The organism is Arthrobacter sp. Alg241-R88, from assembly GCF_900537115.1.
Lineage (GTDB): Bacteria > Actinomycetota > Actinomycetes > Actinomycetales > Micrococcaceae > Arthrobacter.
On sequence record NZ_UNRG01000010.1, the window covers coordinates 110,661 to 130,196 of the forward strand.

At 65.2% G+C, this 19,536-nt stretch carries 20 protein-coding genes and 1 pseudogene; 16 read left to right on the forward strand and 5 right to left on the reverse strand.

Annotation, left to right across the window (positions count from 1 at the left end; genetic code table 11):
* The first annotated feature begins 6 nt into the window (after window positions 1-6).
* The 3 genes from G6R19_RS17800 (at window position 7) to ctaD (ending at window position 3,086) form a co-directional block, all read left to right on the forward strand.
* Entirely contained in the window at window positions 7-231 is a 225-nt protein-coding gene (locus G6R19_RS17800; RefSeq protein WP_163167418.1) for a hypothetical protein, read from the forward strand.
* A 324-nt stretch (window positions 232-555) separates the two neighbouring features.
* Window positions 556-1,332 (forward strand): cytochrome c oxidase subunit II, encoded by a 777-nt coding sequence (locus G6R19_RS17805; RefSeq protein WP_240341957.1) that lies wholly within the window; start codon window positions 556-558, stop codon window positions 1,330-1,332.
* On the forward strand, window positions 1,332-3,086 hold the full coding sequence (gene ctaD / locus G6R19_RS17810; protein ID WP_205484559.1) for a cytochrome c oxidase subunit I: 1,755 nt from the start codon (window positions 1,332-1,334) through the stop codon (window positions 3,084-3,086). The genes G6R19_RS17805 and ctaD overlap by 1 nt, the downstream gene beginning before the upstream one ends.
* Window positions 3,087-3,256: 170 nt before the next feature.
* On the opposite strand, the gene G6R19_RS17815 is transcribed toward ctaD, so the two are convergent.
* Both G6R19_RS17815 and G6R19_RS17820 read right to left on the reverse strand, forming a co-directional pair.
* A complete protein-coding gene (locus G6R19_RS17815) occupies window positions 3,257-4,141 on the reverse strand; it encodes a manganese catalase family protein (RefSeq protein WP_163167423.1) in 885 nt (294 codons plus the stop codon).
* A gap of 78 nt (window positions 4,142-4,219) precedes the next feature.
* Window positions 4,220-4,744 (reverse strand): DUF2243 domain-containing protein, encoded by a 525-nt coding sequence (locus G6R19_RS17820; protein ID WP_240341952.1) that lies wholly within the window; start codon window positions 4,742-4,744, stop codon window positions 4,220-4,222.
* A gap of 219 nt (window positions 4,745-4,963) precedes the next feature.
* On the opposite strand from G6R19_RS17820, the gene G6R19_RS17825 reads away from it, so the two are divergent.
* From G6R19_RS17825 to G6R19_RS17850, 6 genes are all read left to right on the forward strand, one after another.
* Window positions 4,964-6,112, forward strand: coding sequence for a zinc-dependent alcohol dehydrogenase (locus tag G6R19_RS17825; protein WP_163167425.1), 1,149 nt, complete (start codon window positions 4,964-4,966; stop codon window positions 6,110-6,112).
* A gap of 14 nt (window positions 6,113-6,126) precedes the next feature.
* Entirely contained in the window at window positions 6,127-6,717 is a 591-nt protein-coding gene (locus G6R19_RS17830) for a hypothetical protein (RefSeq protein ID WP_163167427.1), read from the forward strand.
* Complete coding sequence (locus tag G6R19_RS17835; RefSeq protein WP_163167429.1) at window positions 6,714-7,484, forward strand: MBL fold metallo-hydrolase; 771 nt, start codon at window positions 6,714-6,716, stop codon at window positions 7,482-7,484. The genes G6R19_RS17830 and G6R19_RS17835 overlap by 4 nt, the downstream gene beginning before the upstream one ends.
* Window positions 7,485-7,644: 160 nt before the next feature.
* A complete protein-coding gene (locus G6R19_RS17840) occupies window positions 7,645-7,869 on the forward strand; it encodes a hypothetical protein (RefSeq protein WP_163167431.1) in 225 nt (74 codons plus the stop codon).
* Between the two features lie 77 nt (window positions 7,870-7,946).
* Window positions 7,947-8,735, forward strand: coding sequence for a GAF and ANTAR domain-containing protein (locus tag G6R19_RS17845; RefSeq protein WP_240341953.1), 789 nt, complete (start codon window positions 7,947-7,949; stop codon window positions 8,733-8,735).
* A gap of 99 nt (window positions 8,736-8,834) precedes the next feature.
* Window positions 8,835-9,098, forward strand: coding sequence for a hypothetical protein (locus G6R19_RS17850; protein WP_163167433.1), 264 nt, complete (start codon window positions 8,835-8,837; stop codon window positions 9,096-9,098).
* A gap of 98 nt (window positions 9,099-9,196) precedes the next feature.
* Here the strand turns inward: G6R19_RS17850 and nhaA are convergent, their stop codons facing one another.
* Complete coding sequence (gene nhaA / locus G6R19_RS17855) at window positions 9,197-10,537, reverse strand: Na+/H+ antiporter NhaA (RefSeq protein ID WP_163167435.1); 1,341 nt, start codon at window positions 10,535-10,537, stop codon at window positions 9,197-9,199.
* 244 nt (window positions 10,538-10,781) lie between these two features.
* On the opposite strand from nhaA, the gene G6R19_RS17860 reads away from it, so the two are divergent.
* The 3 genes from G6R19_RS17860 to G6R19_RS17870 are packed head-to-tail and all read left to right on the forward strand — an operon-like array spanning window position 10,782 to window position 12,966.
* Window positions 10,782-11,558 (forward strand): CHRD domain-containing protein, encoded by a 777-nt coding sequence (locus G6R19_RS17860; protein WP_205484561.1) that lies wholly within the window; start codon window positions 10,782-10,784, stop codon window positions 11,556-11,558.
* Window positions 11,559-11,590: 32 nt separating this feature from the next.
* Window positions 11,591-12,286, forward strand: coding sequence for a class F sortase (locus tag G6R19_RS17865; protein ID WP_163167481.1), 696 nt, complete (start codon window positions 11,591-11,593; stop codon window positions 12,284-12,286).
* Between the two features lie 47 nt (window positions 12,287-12,333).
* A complete protein-coding gene (locus G6R19_RS17870; RefSeq protein WP_163167436.1) occupies window positions 12,334-12,966 on the forward strand; it encodes a hypothetical protein in 633 nt (210 codons plus the stop codon).
* A gap of 20 nt (window positions 12,967-12,986) precedes the next feature.
* Here the strand turns inward: G6R19_RS17870 and G6R19_RS17875 are convergent, their stop codons facing one another.
* Window positions 12,987-13,721: a PAS and ANTAR domain-containing protein gene (locus tag G6R19_RS17875; protein WP_163167438.1), complete on the reverse strand. Its 735-nt coding sequence runs from the start codon at window positions 13,719-13,721 to the stop codon at window positions 12,987-12,989.
* 223 nt (window positions 13,722-13,944) lie between these two features.
* Here G6R19_RS17875 and G6R19_RS17880 point away from each other — a divergent pair, with 223 nt between their 5' ends.
* Window positions 13,945-16,101, forward strand: a complete 2,157-nt coding sequence (locus G6R19_RS17880; protein WP_163167440.1) for a heavy metal translocating P-type ATPase — start codon at window positions 13,945-13,947, stop codon at window positions 16,099-16,101.
* 106 nt (window positions 16,102-16,207) lie between these two features.
* Window positions 16,208-16,825, forward strand: coding sequence for a DUF305 domain-containing protein (locus G6R19_RS17885; protein WP_163167442.1), 618 nt, complete (start codon window positions 16,208-16,210; stop codon window positions 16,823-16,825).
* A gap of 75 nt (window positions 16,826-16,900) precedes the next feature.
* On the opposite strand, the gene G6R19_RS17890 is transcribed toward G6R19_RS17885, so the two are convergent.
* Window positions 16,901-18,121: an FAD-dependent oxidoreductase gene (locus tag G6R19_RS17890; protein WP_163167444.1), complete on the reverse strand. Its 1,221-nt coding sequence runs from the start codon at window positions 18,119-18,121 to the stop codon at window positions 16,901-16,903.
* A gap of 148 nt (window positions 18,122-18,269) precedes the next feature.
* On the opposite strand from G6R19_RS17890, the gene G6R19_RS17895 reads away from it, so the two are divergent.
* Both G6R19_RS17895 and G6R19_RS17900 read left to right on the forward strand, forming a co-directional pair.
* Complete coding sequence (locus G6R19_RS17895; RefSeq protein WP_163167446.1) at window positions 18,270-18,932, forward strand: low molecular weight phosphatase family protein; 663 nt, start codon at window positions 18,270-18,272, stop codon at window positions 18,930-18,932.
* Between the two features lie 343 nt (window positions 18,933-19,275).
* A pseudogene (locus G6R19_RS17900) lies at window positions 19,276-19,536 on the forward strand (LytR family transcriptional regulator); the annotation flags it as partial.

The following is a 19,536-nucleotide window of genomic DNA, read 5'->3' on the forward strand; positions in this document are numbered from 1 at the left end:
ACAGTCATGGGATTCGAGCCGCACGAGCCGGAGGAACGCAGCCAGCTCAACCGCACGCTGAAGGACGCCGACATCACCGTTGCCGAGCTCTGGCTGCGCTACTTCGGCATGAGCGGCACTGCCGGCGAATACGAGGTCCAGGCCTATGTGGAGGCAGTGATCTCGCTGCCAGCCCTCCAGCGTGACCTGCTGGCCATGGCGGCCAGGGAAATCATCAGCGACGCGGCATGATGTGGCGCCCGACGGCGGTACTCACCCGCCGCCGTCGGCCTCCTACGGCTTGCCCTGGTTCCGGCGGCCTCCGGGGAAAAATCCGCACGGTTCGGACCTCTTCCATCCGCTACTTTCCCGCGCTAGGGTGGGCACAAACCCGCTGGCCATGTGCCATGGGCAATTGGGCTCATGCAGCTGGGCCTCTGGGTCTTTTCCGGAGGGAACCGCGCTGTGAGCAGCACTGGAAGAAACACTTTTAGATGGCGGCGGGCTGCCGCTTTACTGTCGATTCCGGCCCTGCTGGCGTTGACCTCCTGTTCTGCGGAGGTCCAGCGAGGCTGGCTGCCCGGCGAACGGGACACTACCGACCACACCCCCCTGGTCACGGATCTGTGGGTGAACTCGTGGATCGCTGCGCTGGTTATCGGCGTGATCACCTGGGGACTCATCCTGTGGTGCGTCATCGCTTACCGCCGCCGGAAAGATACGGTCGGGTTTCCGCGGCAGATGAGCTACAACCTCCCGCTGGAGGTCTTTTACCTCTCTGTACCGCTCATGATCGTCGGCGTCCTGTTCGTCTTTACCGACCGCGAGCAGCGGGCCATGGACGACCGGTTCGAGGACCCCGACGTGGTGATCGATGTCCGCGGCAAGCAGTGGGCGTGGGACTTCAACTACGTCAAGGAGGACGTGCATGAAGACCCTGGCGTCCAGGCCCACCTGGACGGCAACTGGGGTACGCCCGACCGGCTGCCTACCCTGTACCTGCCGGTGGGTAAAAAGGTGGAACTGCAGCTGAACTCCCGCGATGTCCAGCATTCCTTCTGGGTAGTGGAGTTCATGCAGAAACGGGATATGTACCCCGGCGAAAACCAGTACAACAGGTTCGTCGACATCATTCCCAACCGCACCGGTGAGTTCACCGGCAAATGCGCGGAACTCTGCGGCGAATACCACTCCGAGATGCTCTTTAAGGTCCGGGTGGTGACCGAGCAGGAGTACAACAGCCACATTGCCGATCTCCGCGCCAGGGGCAACACCGGCATCCGCGGAGATGCATACGACCGGAATCCGGCACGACCGGCTTTGGAGCAGGCACAGCAAAGGACGGAACCATAATGACCACCACCGGCCAGAACATGGGCGTAACGTCGGCGACCGCCGCACCTTCGGTGGTCAAGCGCCCCAAGGGCAGCATCGTGGTCAGCTGGATCACGTCCACCGACCACAAAACCATCGGGTACTTGTACCTGATTTCCTCGTTCGTTTTCTTCCTGCTTGCCGGCGTGATGGCCTTGCTCATCCGCGCCGAATTGTACGAACCAGGCATGCAGGTCCTGCAAACCAAAGAGCAGTACAACCAGCTCTTCACGATGCACGGCACCATGATGCTGCTGATGTTCGCCACCCCGCTCTTCGCAGGTTTCACGAACTTCATCATGCCGCTGCAGATCGGCGCTCCCGACGTCGCTTTCCCGCGGCTGAACGCGCTGGCCTTCTGGTTCTTCCTCTTTGGCTCGACGATTGCGATGTCCGGCTTCATCACGCCGCAGGGCGCCGCGTCCTTTGGCTGGTTCGCCTACACGCCGCTGTCCAACACCACCTTTACGCCCGGCCTCGGCGGCGATCTCTGGGTGTTCGGCCTGGCGCTGTCCGGCTTCGGAACCATCCTGGGTGCCGTCAACTTCATCACCACCATCATCTGCATGCGTGCCCCGGGCCTCACCATGTGGCGGATGCCGATCTTCACCTGGAATGCCCTGGTCACGTCCATCCTGGTGCTGATGGCCTTCCCGCCGCTGGCCGCCGCGCTGTTCGCCCTGGGAGCGGACCGGAAGTTCGGCGCCCATATCTACGATCCGGCCAATGGCGGCGCCATCCTCTGGCAGCACCTGTTCTGGTTCTTCGGCCACCCCGAGGTGTACATCATCGCGCTGCCGTTCTTCGGCATCGTCTCGGAGATCTTCCCGGTCTTCAGCCGGAAACCCCTGTTCGGCTACAAGGGCATCGTGTACGCCACGATCGCCATCGCAGCCCTGTCCGTGACCGTGTGGGCCCACCACATGTACGTCACCGGTGCGGTGCTGCTGCCGTTCTTCGCCTTTATGACCATGCTCATCGCGGTTCCCACCGGTGTGAAGTTCTTCAACTGGATCGGCACCATGTGGGGCGGCTCGCTGACGTTCGAGACGCCCATGCTGTGGAGCCTGGGCTTCCTGATCACGTTCCTCTTCGGCGGCCTCACCGGCATCATCCTGGCCTCCCCGCCGCTGGACTTCCACGTCTCCGATACCTACTTCGTGGTGGCGCACTTCCACTACGTGGTGTTCGGCACGGTGGTGTTCGCGATGTTCGCCGGCTTCTACTTCTGGTGGCCCAAGTTCACCGGAACCATGCTCAACGAACGCCTGGGCAAGATCCACTTCTGGATGCTCTTCCTGGGCTTCCACGGCACCTTCCTCATCCAGCACTGGCTTGGTGTTGAGGGCATGCCCCGCCGCTACGCCGACTACATGCCGGAAGATGAATTCACCTGGATGAACCAGTTCTCCACCATCGGCTCCTACCTGCTGGCCGCCTCGATGATCCCGTTCTTCTGGAACGTCTACATCACGTGGCGGACCGGCAAGAAGGTCACCGTGGATGACCCCTGGGGCTTCGGTGCCTCGCTGGAGTGGGCCACGTCCTGCCCGCCGCCGCGGCACAACTTCACTTCCCTGCCCCGCATCCGTTCGGAACGGCCCGCCCTGGACCTGCACCACCCGGAGCTGAGCGTCAGGGAGCACGCGCCTGCCGACAGCCCGGCCGCCGACATCCTGGGCGCTGCCGATATCGGCCCGCGCGACGTCAAGGATCCGGACCCCAACAAGTAGGCACGTCGAAGCCCCTGCCGCCTGGTCATATCGGGGACCTGCCGGCAGGGGCTTCCTGTGCCATTGCGACCCGCAAAGTAGCCTGTGACGCGCAAAACGCTGGCGCCCCCGGACTTGTGTGGGTGCGCCAGCGTTTTTTGTGTGTCGCGGATGGCCTTGCGCGGCCGCAGCTACTCCTTCTTGAGCTTGTCCTGAATGGTTCCCGCAGCCTTCTCCATCATGTTCGGCAGCTCGGTGGTGCCGTAGAAGCGGGAATCCGGGTGCGTGGGCGGCGGCATGGGGACTCCGGCCGGGGGCTCTGCGACGTATGTGAACTCGCCCAGGCCGTCCGGCGTGGGGCCCTTGGCCCACGAACCCTCCGCCGCGGCCTGGCCGTCGGAGAAGTTCCGGTACTGGTAGGCGACGTCCCGCATCTCCTTGTTGATGGGGAAGTTGCTGGGTACCGGGAAGTTTTCCTTGCCCTCTTCCTGCAGCTCCTTGGCCGCCGCAATCCATTGATTCTGGTGCATGGTGTCCCGTGCCAGCAGGAAGGACAACATATCGCGAATGCCATGGTCGTCTGTCATGTGATACAGCCGGGCCACCTGCAGCCGGCCCTGCATTTCGGCGTTGGCGTTGGCCCAAAAGTCTGCCAGCATGTTGCCGCTGGCAGTGATGTAGCTGCCCTGCCACGGGTTGCCGTTGCTGTCCACGGGCCGGACGCCGGCGCCGGCCACGATGGCGGACTGAACGTCGGTTCCACCCACGATCGCCGCAACGGTGGGATCGGCCTGCACGGCGTCTTCGGTGATGCCCAGGGGTGCTTTCTCCAGCAGCTGGGCGATCATGGTGGCCAGCATCTCAACGTGGCCAAATTCCTCGGCGCCGATTCCGAACAGCATGTCCCGATATTTCCCTGGCATGTGGGCGTTCCAAGCCTGGAACGAGTACTGCATGGCAACGGTGATTTCGCCGTACTGCCCGCCCAGGACTTCCTGCAGCTTTCGGGCGTAGACGGCGTCCGGCTTATCCGGCGTCGCCTTGTATTGAAGTTCCTGCTTGTGAAAGAAAACCATGAGTATGTCCTCTCGAGCCCACATCTGGATTTGTTTGAACCGATCCGGTTCCGGCAGCCGATTTAATCAGCATGCTTACTATCCTGCGTCAGGTGTGCCGATTTTTCCAGACGTTGGGCTACCCCGAAATAGAAGCCAGCCACCGAGGGCCAGGGCCACGCTGACTCCCAGGAAGCCAAGGTCCCAGGCCAGTGGGCCGCCCAGATCGTCCCGGACGTGGTGGATCTGCAGGAGCTGGTGGTTGACCAGGCCCTCGACGACATTGAACATTCCCCATCCGCACAGGACCAGGCCGGTGTGGAAACTCCAGCGGCCGGACAGCCGCCCCTGCCGGCGGGCTCGGACGGTGAGGGCCGCCGCGGCCACCACCAGCACCCACATGGCGCTGTGGAACAAGCCGTCCGCCAGGGTGTTCAATTCCAGGCCCGCCACAGTTTTGGTATCGCCGCTTTCGGTGTGGCTGAGCATGTGGTGCCATTGCAGCAACTGGTGCAGGACGATGCCGTCCAGAAAGCCGCCGATCCCCATGCCGAACAGGAAGGCAGGCGCCCGCGCCGGTGCGCCGGCCGCCCTCGCCGGCGGCGTTCGGATTACCCGTGACACTGTTCGCTCCCCCTTCGATTGGTGCACCTTTTACCTAGTCCCCTACCCGCCGTCGGACGCCCTAAGCATGCTGCGCGCCCGCTGCCGGTGCCGGCGCAGCGACCCTTGACCAGCTCCCGCCTGAAGTGGAAACGTAGGGCACGCGGTGCGCCTCAAGCAGCGGGGTGGTTCCTGGATGAGACGGAACCGCACTGCCAGCCAACAACCAAGGCGGCACACATGCGAGCAATGGTTTACCGCGGCCCGTACAAGATCCGGGTCGAAGAAAAAGACATTCCTAAGATTGAGCATCCTAATGATGCAATCGTGCGGGTGACGAGGGCTGCGATTTGCGGCTCTGACCTGCACCTCTACCACGGCATGATGCCCGATACCCGGGTGGGCATGACGTTCGGGCACGAATTCATCGGCGTGGTGCACGAGGTTGGCTCCTCGGTGCAGAACCTGACGGTCGGGGATCGGGTGATGGTCCCCTTCAACGTCTACTGCGGGTCCTGCTACTTCTGTGCCCGCGGGCTGTATTCGAACTGCCACAACGTGAACCCGAACGCGACGGCGGTGGGCGGCATCTACGGCTACTCCCACACCTGCGGAGGGTACGACGGCGGCCAGTCCGAGTACGTGCGGGTCCCCTTCGCCGACGTCGGGCCAGGCCTGATCCCCGACTGGATGGACGAAGAGGACGCCGTCCTGCTCACCGACGCCTGCCCCACCGGCTACTTCGGCGCCCAACTCGGCGACATCGCCCAAGGCGACACCGTGGTGGTGTTCGGCGCCGGGCCGGTGGGCCTGTTCGCCGCCAAGTCCGCCTGGCTGATGGGCGCAGGCCGGGTCATCGTGGTCGACCATCTGGAGTACCGGCTGGAGAAGGCCCGCACGTTCGCCCACGCCGAAACCTACAACTTCGCCGAATACGACGACATTGTGGTGCACCTGAAGAAGGAGACCGACTACCTCGGCGCCGACGTCGTCATCGACGCCGTAGGCGCCGAGGCCGACGGCAATTTCCTTCAGCACGTCACCAGCAGCAAACTCAAACTCCAGGGCGGCTCCCCCATCGCCCTGAACTGGGCCATCGACTCCGTCCGCAAGGGCGGCACCGTGTCCGTGGTGGGCGCCTACGGCCCCATTTTCAGCGCCGTGAAATTCGGCGACGCGATGAACAAGGGCCTGACACTGCGGATGAACCAGTGCCCGGTCAAACGGCAATGGCCCCGGCTCTTCGAACACATCCGCAACGGGTACCTCAAACCCAGCGACATCGTCACCCACCGCATCCCGCTGGAACACATCGCCGAGGGCTACCACATCTTCTCCGCGAAGCTCGATAACTGCATCAAACCCCTCGTCATTCCCAGCGCGGCCTGAAAGGAAAAACCATCATGGCTGAGATACCAACGCCCTACACCGCGGCCAAGCCGGCCCTGAAGGAGTCCGTGGAGGACCTGCGCGCCCGGATCCCGGGCTGGGGTGCGGACCTGGACCCGGCCGACAGGCCCTCCTACCCCCGCGAACAACCTGGCATCGAAACCGGCGCACATTGGGACTTCCCTGAGCGCCAGCCTGAGAAATGGCCCCGGGAACGGTCCGTCGAACACGCATTCCTGACCCCCGTTTTCGGGACCTCCACCCCACCCAAGGGCGCGTCCGGGGCCATCCGCAAGTACGCCTACAAGTACAGCGAGGGCCGGGCAGCGCACTGGCTCCTGCTCATCGCCGCAGACCGCGTGGACGCCTGGGAAAGCCATCTGCGATCGTTCGCCACCATGCGTCCGGACAACCCCGTCACCGAAACCGGGGTGCTCAGCGAGTTCTCCCGCCACGGTGTCCGGTCCCGGTTTGGACAAAAGCGCGCCGACGTGAACCACCAGTGGATTGATCCGCTGTTGGTGGGCGGGCCCTGGGTGCTTGCCGGTTTAGGTGGGGTTGCCGCGGTGCGGGCGCTAACGCGGGCGGCGGGGGGACGGAAATGACGCAGGCCACCTCGGGCAGGGCGTCGTTCACCACGGTCGCGGACGGCGTGCACTGCGTCTCCGAGGCCTTCGTCAATTTCTACCTGGTGGAAAGCCCTGACGGGCTGACCCTGGTGGACTCCGGGCTGCCGGCGATGTGGAAGACGCTGGAGGAATCAATGCGGGGCCTGGGGCATGCCGTGGGCGACATCAAGGCGGTGGTGCTCACCCACGCACACTTCGACCACCTGGGCCTGGCGCACCGGCTGCACTCGGAATTCAAGGTGCCGGTGTGGGTGCACGGCGGCGATTCCTTCATCGCCCGCCACCCCTACCGGTACCAGCACGAGAAGTCCCGTTTCGTCTTTGCGCTGGCGCATCCCGGCGGCCTTCCCGTCCTCGCCAGCATGACCAGGGCGGGCGCCTTGCGGGTGAAGGGCGTTGACGACTTAACCCTGTTCCCTGCCGGATCCGGCACGCTGCCGGTGCCGGGATCGCCCGAGGTGGTGTTCTCCCCCGGCCACACGGCCGGGCACTGCGGCCTGTACCTGCGGGACCGGGATGTGCTGTTCAGCGGCGACGCCCTGGTGACGCTTGATCCCTATTCGGGACGGACGGGTCCGCGCATCGTGGCAGGAGCGGCCACCATGGACAGCCGGCAGAACCTGGACACCCTTACCCAGCTGGCGCGGACCGGCGCTTCGCTGGTCCTGCCCGGCCACGGTGAACCCTGGACAGGCGGCATCGAAGAGGCAGTGGAAGCAGCCCGGCGCGAGGCGGCCGCCTGATCCCGGTGTGCGTCAGCCCGCCGTCGTGATGCCCCTGGCGACACACGCGGCGTCGCAGTCCCTGCTGCTGACACAGAAAAAACACCCTGTTGAAACAATTCAGCAACCTCGCCACGGCAAGCTGTTCTTACGGGGATACAACAGCAGGAGGCACCGCATCATGGAGGCACCAAAAGTAATGACGGCCCAGCTTCGCATCGGCGACCAGATCGAAGCGTGGCACAACGGCAAGCTCTTTCACCGGGGGCGGGTGACCGACGTCGTACCCGCCCTGGAACTGTTCTGGATCCTGGACGCAAGGACCGGGGCGCGGAAGTTGCTGGATCCTGAGGCGCTGGAAATCCGGCACGTGGAGCAACAGGCCAAGCCTCTGGCCACCGCTTGAGCGTGGTCGCTTTTCCGGCAGCGGCCGGACACAGTAACCTCTGAATCCGGAAGAGTTTTCGGTGAAGGAGGCCGGCGTTGAGCCAGGGGCAGCCCAACAGCATTCCGGAGGACAGCGGAGAGCAGTGGATCTCCGCTGAGGACCGCGGCCTGCAGGAACTGGTCCTCAACAGTGTGGACGTCAGCTCGTTCCTCCAGGAGCTCGCAGTGCTCGCCGCGTCCACGCTGTCCACGACGGTGAGTCCGCTCCACTGTGGAGTGACGGTGGTAAGGCACCGGAAGCCTGCGGTTGCGGCAAGCAGCGACTCTCTTGCCCGGTCCCTGGATGAGCTCCAGAACGGGTTCGAGGACGGACCGTGCCTCACTGCCCTGCGGCGGCAGGAAACCATCCTGGTTCAGGACGTGAGCATGGAGCGGCGGTGGCCCGAGTACACGGGCGCGGCAAGGGACCGGGGCATTGGTTTCATCCTGGCTGTCCCGCTGCATCTTTCCGGTGAGGCGGAAGCTGTGGTTAACCTCTACGCCGAGAAGCCGGGAAGCCTGTCCCCTGTGGACATAGCCACCGCGCAGAACTTCGTGGCCAACGCTTCAAAGTCGCTGAAACTTGCGCTGAAGCTGGCCGGACTGCGTGACGCCAGCGACGACCTGGCCGCGGCCATGAAATCCCGGGCCATGATCGACATGGCAGTGGGCGTGATCATGGCGCAGAAGCGCTGTACCCATGATGAAGCCATTTATCAGCTCACCAGGTCCTCCAGCGCCCAGAACACCAGGCTCAAGGAAACTGCCGCCGTCGTGGTCGGGGCGGTCAGCGGCAGGGGTGCGGCCGGAGCCGGGGACAGCCTCCGGATGGTTTTGGAGGCGTAGCAAAAGCCGCATGCCGGCCGTGCATAGAATGAAGCCAATGCGGCACCACCGCGGCAGTCCGGGCGTCACCTGCCCGCTACCACCACGAAGGAGCACATCATGATCGGATTCATCGTTGCAGGGTTGATCATCGGCGCATTGGCCCGCCTCATCAAGCCGGGCAAGCAAAACCTGGGCCTGTTGGCAACCCTCCTGCTGGGCCTGGTGGGCTCGGTGATCGGCGGAGTGGTCGCTTCCCTGCTGGGCACCGGAGACATCTTCGAGCTGAACTTCCTGGGCTTCATCGTGGCCGTCATTGCCTCCGTACTCCTGGTGGGCACAGCCGAAGCCGTTGTGGGCCGCCGCCGGTCGGTGCGCCGCTAAAGCGCACCCGCCAGAACCCGGAGTTTTTGTCCACGTATGCAGGCTTCGCCACCCCTGAAGTCCGCATACGTGGACAAAAACTCCACGGCTGGCCGGCTCTAAGGCCGCTCCTGGTACACGTCCGGGATGCCGTCGTGGTCCGCGTCCACTCTTTCGGCAGCTTCAGCTGCACGGTACTGGCGGTTCCTGGTCTTCAATACGGCCGTTGCGAGCAGGGCTGCCAGCAGCGACGCAGCGAGAATGCCTACCTTGGCATGGTCATCATGCAGGCTTCCCTGCCCGAAGCTAAGCTCGGCCACCAGCAGGGACACGGTGAACCCGATACCGGCCAGCAGTGCAACCCCGAACACGTCAATCCACTTGAACGATTTGTCCAACTCCGCCCTGCTGGTCTTCGTCAGGAGCCAAGTGGTGCCCATGATGCCGATGGGCTTCCCCAGCACCAGCGCCACGATGATGCCCAGCGCCACCGGATCCGCGAGCGCTGAACCCAGTCCTTCCCAGCCGCCAACAGCTACACCGGCGGAGAAGAAGGCGAAGATGGGAACAGCCACCCCTGCCGAGATGGGCCGGAACCGGTGCTCGAAGACCTCGGCAAGGCCCGGTCCCGCTGCGGGTCCGCCCGCCGCCTGCGAGCGGAGCACGGGAACGGCGAAGCCCAGCAGCACACCGGCCACCGTGGCGTGAATACCGGAGGCATGGACAAGGGCCCACGTGACCACGCCGAGCGGCAGCAGGATGACCCAGGCCGCTGAAGCTTTCCGGCCAAAGAAGTAGCGGTACTTCTGCGCGAGGAACGCGTAGATAGCCAGCGGGATGAGGGCCAGGAGCAATGGCATGACGTGCAGGTCGCTGGTGTAGAAGAAGGCGATGATGGTGATGGCAATGAGGTCATCAACGACGGCCAGGGTCAGCAGGAAGATCCGCAGCGCGCTGGGCAGGTGCGAGCCGATGATGGCCAGGACCGCCACTGCGAAGGCGATGTCGGTGGCTGTGGGAATGGCCCAGCCGCGCAGCGTCTCCGGGCTGGTGAGGTTGATGGCGGCGTAGATCAGCGCCGGGACCACCACGCCGCCCGCTGCAGCGGCCACCGGGACGATCGATTTACTGATTTGGCGGAGATCCCCCGCCACGAACTCCCGCTTGAGCTCGAGGCCCACCAGGAAGAAGAAGATCGCCAGCAGCCCGTCGGCCGCCCAGGCTCCGAGGCTCAGTTCAAGGTGCCAGGGTTCGTAGCCCACCTTGAAGTCCCGGAGTGCGAAGTAGCTGTCCGATGCGGGCGAATTTGCCCAGACCAAGGCGATGAGCGCCGCGGCCACCAGTAGCGCTCCACCCACGGTTTCCTTGCGCAGGATCTCCCCGATCCGCAGGGATTCGGCATAGCTGCCCCGTCCGAAGATCGTGGAGCGGGTGGGGTTGGGTGGGGGCGTTTTACTCATGAAGCGTCCTCAAATCCGGGTCGACAAAATTATGCCGACCAGACTTCCCGGCGCACCTTCAAACCATCCTACAGGGCCGACCTTTCCGCAGGCATGGCCTCAAAGCAGCATCAGGGGACGAAGACAACAGAAGATGCTTGTGGTCCAATTCACTCCTTTCCCATCCGAAACAGGAGCAGCTTCGAAGCACTTCTGTCCCTCATCTGGGACGACAACGTTACTTGTATGAGGAGACTGCTTTCCGATGAACAAGACACTCCGCTTTATGGCTGTTCCCACCCTCGCTTTGGGCGCCCTTGCCCTCTCCGGCGCCCCCGCCATGGCGCATGACGGGGCGGACCACTACCAGTCCACCCTGAGCCAGCTCAACGGCAGCGCCGGTTCGGGCACCATCACTGTTGATGTGACGGGCAACCAGGCCCATGTTGTCCTGAATGTTTCCGGCATGCCGGCGACCTTCATGGACGCCCCGTACCCGCACGTCCAGCACATCCATGGCGGAGCGCAGGGCGTCTGCCCGGCCCCTTCCGCCGATAAGGACGGCGACCAGGTCATTTCCACCACCGAAGGCGCCCCGTCCTACGGCGGCATCGTCACTACCCTCTCCACCAGCGGCGACACCAGCCCCGCAGCAGGCCTTGACCTCAAGGTGGGCGGCCAGGGTGCCGCATACACCGTTGACCGCACCTTCGAGCTGAACGCCGAGACCAGGGCGGCCCTCGCAGCAGGCACCGCAGTGGTGGTGGTGCACGGCCTTGACCCTGCCACCCTCAGCGCTGCCGGCCAGGCCGCAAAGAGCGACCTCGCACCGACCCTTCCGCTCGCCGCCACCTCCCCCGCGTTGTGCGGAACCCTGACTGCAGGGCAGATGAAGATGCCTGCGGGAGGCGCTGACACCGGCATTGCCCAGGAAACCGGCACCGACACCGGAGCCCTCGCCATCGGCGGCGGCCTGGCCCTGGTCGCCCTCGCCGGCGGCGCCTACGTTGTACGCCGCCGCAGCACCGCTGCAGCAGCCTAAGCACCGGCTGGCTGATCACCATCGTGATTAACATGAATTCCGGCTGCCGCGGGGGCCTTTTTGCCTCCTCGGCGGCCGGGTTTCTGCTCGCCTTGGCCTTGGCCGGCTGCGGTGCCGGCAGTACCGGAACGCCCGACGCCGGTTCCCCGCCTTCCGCTTCCGCCGCACCCTCTGCGGCGGCTACCCGTGCCGTGCCCGGTTCAGCCGTGCCGGCGCCTTCCGCTGCCGGCCCCGCTGCCGCCGCGCCTCCTGCCGCAGAAAGTGCGGTCCTGTCCCGGTCCGAACCAGTGTCGCTGGAAATCCCGGCCATCGGTGTTCGGACCGAACTCCTCAGCCTTGGCCTGCGGGAGAACGGCTCACTGGAGGTGCCCCAGGACGACGGCAACGGAGCCCCTGCCAGCTGGTACAACGGCTCCCCCACTCCCGGGGAACGCGGACCATCGGTCATGCTGGGCCATGTGAACTCCCCCAATGGACGCGGGGGCGTCTTCGCAGACCTCCGCAAGCTGGTTCCCGGGATGGAGGTCGCCGTGTCCCGCGCTGACGGCAGCACCGCCGTTTTCACTGTTGACCGCGGCGAGCTCTACAGCAAGAACGAATTCCCGACCCTCGAGGTCTATGGAAACACCGCAGGATCCGAACTCCGCCTCATCACCTGCGACGGCTACGATCCCGCCACCGGCCTCTTCGACGACAACTACGTCATCTACGCAAAACTCAAAGCCTGACAGGCGGCCGCGACTCCCCGAAGGGGCGCGGCCAGGACGGAAGAGCCATGAAGAACCGCACTCCCCTGCTGGCCTCGCTGGCACTCTCGTCCCTGCTGCTCTCCGGCTGCGCAGCAGCGGCGGGGTCCGTGGGAGCGGTGCCCGCACCGCCGTCGGACGCTGCTTCCGCCGCCTCTTCCCCGTCCGCAGCCCACAGCCGCGGACATCACGACGGCGGCGCCGCCTCCCCCCGAGCCTCCACCGAGGGGCCCAGCGAAGCGGCAAAGATGGTGTGCGGTGTCCAGCCGATGGACAGGCTCACGTCAATCCTCGATCTGAAGCAGGACCCCCATACCGTGAACAGCTGGGCCGACACCACGTTCACCTGCCTCTACCACCTGGACGAAGGCGCGCTGGAAATCTCCGTGAAAGAAGCCGCGGACCAGGCCACAGCACTGAACTACTTCGAGGCCATGCAGGCACTCGCCGTGGACGCAACGCCCATCGAGGGCCTGGCGAACCTCGGGTTTCCGGCGTATGAAACCGAGGACGGTTCAGCGGTGTTCCAGAAGGACAGCTTCGTGCTGCAGGTGGACGCCTCGGACCTGCCCGCCACCCTGGGACCGGACGCCATCACCCGGGGCGCCCTGGCCTACCAGCTGTCCACCACCATCCTGGCCTGCTGGGTGGAGCACCCCTAGGACGAATCAGCTGGAACGGATCAGCTGGCGCGGCGGCGGGCTGCCGGTTTCCGGCCGTCCTGCTGGATTGCCCGTACAGCGTCGGTGAGATAGCCCCGCGTCTCCTCCGAGTTGGCCAGTTGCACCAGTTCGGCGGCCACCACGACCAGCTTTACATTGCGATGGCTGCTGGTGCTGACCAGCATCTGGAAGGCATCCTCCGAACCCATTCCCAGCTGGCCCATCAGGATCCCCCTGGCCTGGTCAATGACACTGCGCGTGGACGTGGCACCGGCCACCGCGTCCCGGGCTGTCTGTTCCGTTTCACGCTGGAGCGTGGAGGTCAGGTCCACCATGACGCCCTCGATGGAGGTGACTTCCCCCTCCGCGTTCATAATCGCGTCGCCGGACGTGAGCACCCGCCGGGTACGCCCCCGGGCGTCGATGATCCGGTGGTACATACAAAAATAACCGCCGGTCCTGCAGACCTGCGCCACGATCTCCTCGCACCGCGGCCTGTCCTCCGGATGCTTGTGCGAATACAGCAGCTCCAACGTGGGGACCACATCGCCGCGCTCATAACCGTGCAGTTCGAACATCCCGTCCGACCACACAATCTTCCAGCCGTCCAGCTCCACGTGGAATGTGCCCGCCACGCATTGGTTGTCGCCCAATGCGCTCGAATACGTGTAGGGGCCGCTGAGTTCAGCCACAGCCACCTCCGGTCCTTCTTTCCGTCCGCCCGCCAGGACGTCCCGGCGTCGTTGCCAAGTCATCCAAGTATGTCCGGAAACTTGCACCGGCGACAGAGCAGGCAGACCCTTCCACGGCTGAACCCCAAGGCAATGGTTAACCTACACCTCTTGACCCAGATACCCCCCTGGGGTATATTTCAGGTGTTGTCAGTGAAGTGGTATGTCCCGGCCGGTGCCCCGCACCGCCTTTCACAGCCGTTCAACCCCAGCACCCATCGATCCTTCATCAAGGAATGGAACTGACATGCTTGACCATCAGCACCAGCACCACACGCACCATCACGACGCCGAGGGCCGGGCCGGCGGCACGCTCACGGAAGCGGGAGCTGCTGTGGCCCGGGCCGGCCACGGTCAACACGGCACCCGTACCGCTGCCCACAACTCCCAAGACGATGACCATGCCGTCCACACCCTTGGACAACACGCCGGGCACAGCACGGCCATGTTCAAAAACAGGTTCTGGCTCACGCTGGCACTGTCCGTTCCCGTGGTTTACTTCAGCCCGATGGTGGGCCACATCCTCGGTTACATGGCCCCAATGTTCCCGGGTTCAACCTGGATCCCCCCTGTCCTCGGCACGGTGATCTTCCTCTACGGCGGCCAGCCCTTCCTGAAAGGCGGCCTGCAGGAGCTGAAGGACCGCAGGCCCGGCATGATGCTCCTGATCGCCATGGCCATCAGCGTCGCGTTCGTTGCCTCCTGGGTCACCAGCCTTGGCCTCGGCGGTTTCGACCTGGACTTCTGGTGGGAACTGGCGCTGCTGGTTGCCATCATGCTGCTGGGGCACTGGATCGAGATGCGGGCGCTGGGTTCGGCGCAGGGTGCGCTGGATGCACTCGCCGCGCTGCTGCCGGATGAGGCGGAACGCATCACGGACAACGGAACGGAGACCGTGCCCGTCTCCGAACTCCAGCCCGCCGACCTTGTCCTGGTGCGCTCCGGCGCCCGGATGCCTGCCGATGGAACCGTGGTTGACGGGCAGGCTGAGTTCGATGAATCCATGATCACCGGCGAGTCCAAAACCGTGCTGCGGGGCGTTGGAGACACCGTGGTGGCAGGAACAGTCGCTACGGACAACAGCGTGCGGGTCCGGGTGGATGCGGTCGGTGATGACACCGCACTTGCCGGGATCCAGCGGCTGGTGGCTGAAGCCCAGGCATCCTCGTCGCGGGCCCAGGCGTTGGCTGACCGCGCGGCAGCCTTCCTGTTCTACTTCGCGGCGGGCGCCGGCATTATCACCTTCATCGTGTGGACACTCCTGGGCAGTGTCCCCGAAGCCGTGACCCGCACCGTCACCGTTCTGGTCATCGCCTGCCCGCACGCTTTGGGCCTGGCCATACCCCTGGTCATCGCCCTCTCCACGGAGCAAGCTGCCCGCGCCGGCGTCCTGATCAAGAACCGGATGGCACTGGAGCGGATGCGCACTATTGATGTGGTCCTCTTCGACAAGACCGGCACCCTCACCACCGGCGAGCCCGAACTGAAGGACGTGGCCGCGGTAACCGGCGTGGAAACTGATGAGCTGCTGGCCCTGGCCGCGGCTGTCGAGTCCGACAGTGAACACCCTGTGGCCCGGGCCATCGTCCGCGCGGCCCGCGAGCGGAACCTTCCGCTGCCCGCCGTTGCCGGCTTCAGCTCGCTGACTGGCCGTGGCGTCCGTGCTTCCGTGGGCGGCCGCACGGTGCACGTGGGCGGGCCCGCGCTCCTGCGCGAGCTTGGCGCCGTCGTACCCTCTGCCCTGGCCGGCACGACGCGCGCGTGGATGGACCGCGGCGCAGCCGTGCTGCACGTGGTCGACGACGGCCGGGTGCTTGGGGCGGTCAGCCTTGAGGACGCGGTGCGGGCAGAGTCGCGCCAAGCCGTGGCTGCCCTGCAGAAGCGCGGCGTCAAGGTGGGCATGATCACCGGCGACGCCCGGCAGGTGGCCCAGGCCGTGGCTGCCGACCTGAACATTGACGAGGTGTTTGCCGAAGTCCTGCCTGCGGACAAGGACAAGAAGGTGGCCGAGCTGCAGGCCCGGGGGTTGAAGGTGGCCATGGTGGGCGACGGTGTCAACGACTCGCCGGCGCTCGCCCGTGCGGAAGTGGGCATCGCGATTGGTGCCGGCACGGACGTCGCCATGGAATCGGCAGGTGTGGTGCTGGCCGGAAACGACCCGCGCGCGGTGCTGTCGATGGTGGACCTTTCGCGGGCGAGCTACCGGAAGATGTGGCAGAACCTGGTGTGGGCCACCGGCTACAACATCCTGTCCGTGCCGTTGGCCGCAGGGGTGCTGGCTTTCGCCGGAGTGGTGCTCTCGCCGGCCGCCGGCGCCGTGCTGATGTCCGTGTCCACAATCGTGGTGGCTTTGAACGCCCAGCTGCTGCGGAGGGTGCGCCTCAGCCCGGCCGAGGTACGTTGAAACCCAAACGCTCTCTCACTTAACGCCGCAAAAACCCAAACGCTCTCTCACTTAACGCGGCCCAAACCCAAACGCTTTTTCATATCCACCAGAAGGACCCATTGCCATGAAGATCAGCACGTTCGCCGTCACCGCAGCCCTCGCCGCCTCGCTTGGCCTTGCCGGCTGCGCCGCCGGCACCGGGACCCCCGGCGGCAGCAGCACCCACGGCGCGGATCACGGCAGCCCGAGTGCGATGGCCAGCATGATGCCGGACGCCAATGCCGACCATAATCAAGCCGACATCATGTTCGCGCAGATGATGATCCCCCACCACGCGCAGGCAGTGGAGATGAGCGACATCGTCCTGGCCAAGCCGGACCTGCCCTCGGAAGTCGCCGCGCTGGCCACCAGGATCAAGGACGCCCAGGCGCCCGAGATCGAGGCGATGACCGGGTGGCTCAAGAGCTGGAATGCGCCCGTTGCGATGTCCGATCACTCCGGGCATGGCATGGCCGGGATGGTGGACGCTGAAGGCATCAACAAACTCAAGGCGGCCCAGGGCACCGAGGCCGCCAGGCTCTTTATGGAGCAAATGAGCGGACACCACGAAGGTGCCGTGGAGATGGCCCAGCAGGAGATCGGCGCGGGCAAGTACCCCGAGGCAGTCCAGCTGGCCCGCGACATTGTCACAGCACAGGAAGCGGAAATCGCTCAGATGAAGCAGCTCCTGGCCGGGCTCTGAACTCCCCGCTCGACGCTCTCTCACTTATCGCACGAAGGGTGGGAGAGCGCCGCAAGTTCGAGCACGCCTCTGCGGTCAAGGGCCGCCACTCTTCACATGTTCGGGGAGGATTCCAACCCCGACCAAACGTGCCGTGAGGCGGCGCAGCAGGGGTGAGGCGGCTCGGAGAAGCAGGACAAGCCAACGTGGCGCAACGCGACTTCCGGCGGTCGCCCTGAAAAGTACCTTGTGTCCGTTGCGCTGCAGCAGCTGCATGACCTTGACCGGCCGCTCCCGACGCCGCTGCACCGCCGCGAGTTTCTCGACCGGCGCCGTTCCCTGAACGAGGTCCTGGGCGATGGCGTTGAACAGTGCAACGGCATCCTGGATGGCGAAGTTCACTCCGACGCCGAACATCGGTGACATCGCATGGGCAGCGTCACCAATCGCGATGAACCCGGGACGGTACCAGCGCGGGAGCCGGTTGATTTGGACGGAGAGCAGCTTGATCTGGTCCCAGTCCGTGAGGGTGGCGACGACGGAGCGCAGGACGGGTGCCGCGTCGCTGATCCGCTTTTGAAGGCCGTCGAGCCCTGTCCTTCGAAGCTCGTCGAAACCTCCCTTTTGGATGACCATGCCCGACTGGTATTTATCGCCGCGGTCGATGGTGAGGACCATTCCCTGCGCAGATATGTAACCAAGGGTTGCGGGTGGCGGGTTTGGCGGCTTTGGCAGGTTGAACCACAGCACGTCGATGGGCACGCCGAAGTCATCGGGAGTGAGCCCGGCAGCGGTACGCAAGGCGGAACTGCGTCCGTCGGCAGCGACGGTGAGCGGCGCACGGATCTCCAGCCCGCCGTCGGACGTTACCGCCCGAACACCGCGCACCTGGTCCTGCTCGAGGATGAGTCCGCTTACCTCGGTGCCCATGCGCAGCTCGAAGTTGGGGAATGCCGCGGCTTCGCCGGCGAGGAAGTTCAGGAAGTCCCACTGCGGCGCCAGAACGAGGAAGTTGTCGGGCCCCGGGAGGGTGCCGAAGTCGACCAGGGTCAAGCGCTGGCCGTCGAGAACGGCGTCCATGGTGGGCAACCGTGTCAGGGGCAGTTGCAGGAACTTATCGCGCAGCCCGAGCTCCCCGAGCAGGCTCACGGTGGACGGATGCACCGTGTCGCCGCGAAAGTCGCGCAGGAAGTCCCCGTGTTTCTCGAGCACCGTGACTCGCAGGCCGCTGCGCGCGAGCAGGTAGCCGAGCACCATCCCTGCCGGGCCGCCGCCGGCAATCACGCAATCCCGTTCGATATCGCTTCCCACAGACATATCATCGTGTCCCTTTGCGGAAGGTGATAGAGCGTTCGCGAAAAACCTGCGGAAGGTGATGGAGCGTTCGGGGTGGGGAGGCCGCCGTCGGGCTGTTGCATGTTAAGTTGAAAAGCATGGAGGCACCGGCTGGAAAGAGAAATCTCCCTTGGACTCACCCGCACCAGTAAGAATCCTGACCGTCTGCACAGGCAACATCTGCCGCTCCCCCGTGGCTGAGCGCCTTCTGCAGGCGGGGCTCAACCAGGTGCTGCCGGGCGCTTTCGAGGTGGCCAGCGCAGGAACCCGTGCCATGGTGGGCGACCCCATGCAGCCCATCTCCGCAGACATTGTGCGCACGTTCGGCGGCAATTCCGAGAACTTTGCCGCCCGCCAGCTGACGCCGAAGATCCTGCGCGGTGTGGACCTGGTGCTCACCATGACCTCCGGACACCGCGGCGAAGTGCTGCAGCTGGACGCGTCGCTCCTCAAAAGGACGTTCACCATCCGCGAGTTCGCCCGGATGCTTGATGTCCTCGACCAGCGCGCTGCCGCTGCGGAGGGCAGGGAACCGGAGCGAGGAACGCCCGACGACGGCGACCCGCTGGCAGCCAATCACACCTTCTGGCGGGGTTTGCCGGCCCGGGCGGCCGCTGTACGGCATCTGTCGCTGCCGACGGACCCGGCCGAGAACGACATCATCGACCCCTACCGCCGGGCGCCGGAGGTGTACCGGCAGATGGAGGACGAACTCGCTCCTGCCATCGTGTCCATCCTGCGCCATGCACGGCTCAACGCTCCCGTTCGCGGGATGCGTGCGGGCTCGCTGTAGCGTTACGGCGGTCCGGGCACCTTTCCGGCGACTGCGACGACGGCGCCCCGCCTGGCCTGCCTGCCCCGCCGCCGTCGTCCGGCCGCCCCCGCCTGACCCGACTGTCGCCGTCGTGATGCCGCGGTGGCAACCCTGCGGGATTTCTGCGGATTCCCCTGATGTATCGCGGTTCCGCCGTTGCTAACTTTCGGGGATGGGCTGCCACTAACGGCCAGCGCATAGTGCTGCCGGACCCCTACTTAATCGAAAACATCCCGCAGATGACAGTTTGGACACGTATGTAGCCAGCGGGGGCCCGGCGGGCGGACACTGATCCCACCATCCCACAATGAGGTGAGGCACAATGAGCACGCCAGGCGGTTCTGAACCATCCGGTACCAACCCCTCCAACCCCCATCCGCATGGCCTGCTCGCGAACGGACGGCGGCGGTGGATCGCGGCACTGCTGGCACTCGTCCTGGTGGTGGTCGCCGCCGTCGCGGTCATCAGCCTCAACCGAGCCGGCACGGAGGCGCAGCCCGCGGCGGTGCAGACCGAAATCCCGTCGCCCACGCCCTCCGGGACACCGTCAGAAACTACACCTCCTGCCCCGCCTCCTCCCCCG

Coding starts and splice junctions, on each gene's coding strand:
- ctaD (WP_205484559.1), top strand. CDS start 1,332: ATGACCACCACCGGCCAGAACATGGGCGTAACGTCGGCGACCGCCGCA.
- G6R19_RS17835 (WP_163167429.1), top strand. CDS start 6,714: ATGACGCAGGCCACCTCGGGCAGGGCGTCGTTCACCACGGTCGCGGAC.
- G6R19_RS17815 (WP_163167423.1), bottom strand. CDS start 4,141: ATGGTTTTCTTTCACAAGCAGGAACTTCAATACAAGGCGACGCCGGAT.
- G6R19_RS17840 (WP_163167431.1), top strand. CDS start 7,645: ATGGAGGCACCAAAAGTAATGACGGCCCAGCTTCGCATCGGCGACCAG.
- G6R19_RS17875 (WP_163167438.1), bottom strand. CDS start 13,721: ATGACTTGGCAACGACGCCGGGACGTCCTGGCGGGCGGACGGAAAGAA.
- G6R19_RS17800 (WP_163167418.1), top strand. CDS start 7: ATGGGATTCGAGCCGCACGAGCCGGAGGAACGCAGCCAGCTCAACCGC.
- G6R19_RS17865 (WP_163167481.1), top strand. CDS start 11,591: ATGAATTCCGGCTGCCGCGGGGGCCTTTTTGCCTCCTCGGCGGCCGGG.
- nhaA (WP_163167435.1), bottom strand. CDS start 10,537: ATGAGTAAAACGCCCCCACCCAACCCCACCCGCTCCACGATCTTCGGA.
- G6R19_RS17860 (WP_205484561.1), top strand. CDS start 10,782: ATGAACAAGACACTCCGCTTTATGGCTGTTCCCACCCTCGCTTTGGGC.
- G6R19_RS17825 (WP_163167425.1), top strand. CDS start 4,964: ATGCGAGCAATGGTTTACCGCGGCCCGTACAAGATCCGGGTCGAAGAA.
- G6R19_RS17885 (WP_163167442.1), top strand. CDS start 16,208: ATGAAGATCAGCACGTTCGCCGTCACCGCAGCCCTCGCCGCCTCGCTT.
- G6R19_RS17870 (WP_163167436.1), top strand. CDS start 12,334: ATGAAGAACCGCACTCCCCTGCTGGCCTCGCTGGCACTCTCGTCCCTG.
- G6R19_RS17850 (WP_163167433.1), top strand. CDS start 8,835: ATGATCGGATTCATCGTTGCAGGGTTGATCATCGGCGCATTGGCCCGC.
- G6R19_RS17890 (WP_163167444.1), bottom strand. CDS start 18,121: ATGTCTGTGGGAAGCGATATCGAACGGGATTGCGTGATTGCCGGCGGC.
- G6R19_RS17830 (WP_163167427.1), top strand. CDS start 6,127: ATGGCTGAGATACCAACGCCCTACACCGCGGCCAAGCCGGCCCTGAAG.
- G6R19_RS17880 (WP_163167440.1), top strand. CDS start 13,945: ATGCTTGACCATCAGCACCAGCACCACACGCACCATCACGACGCCGAG.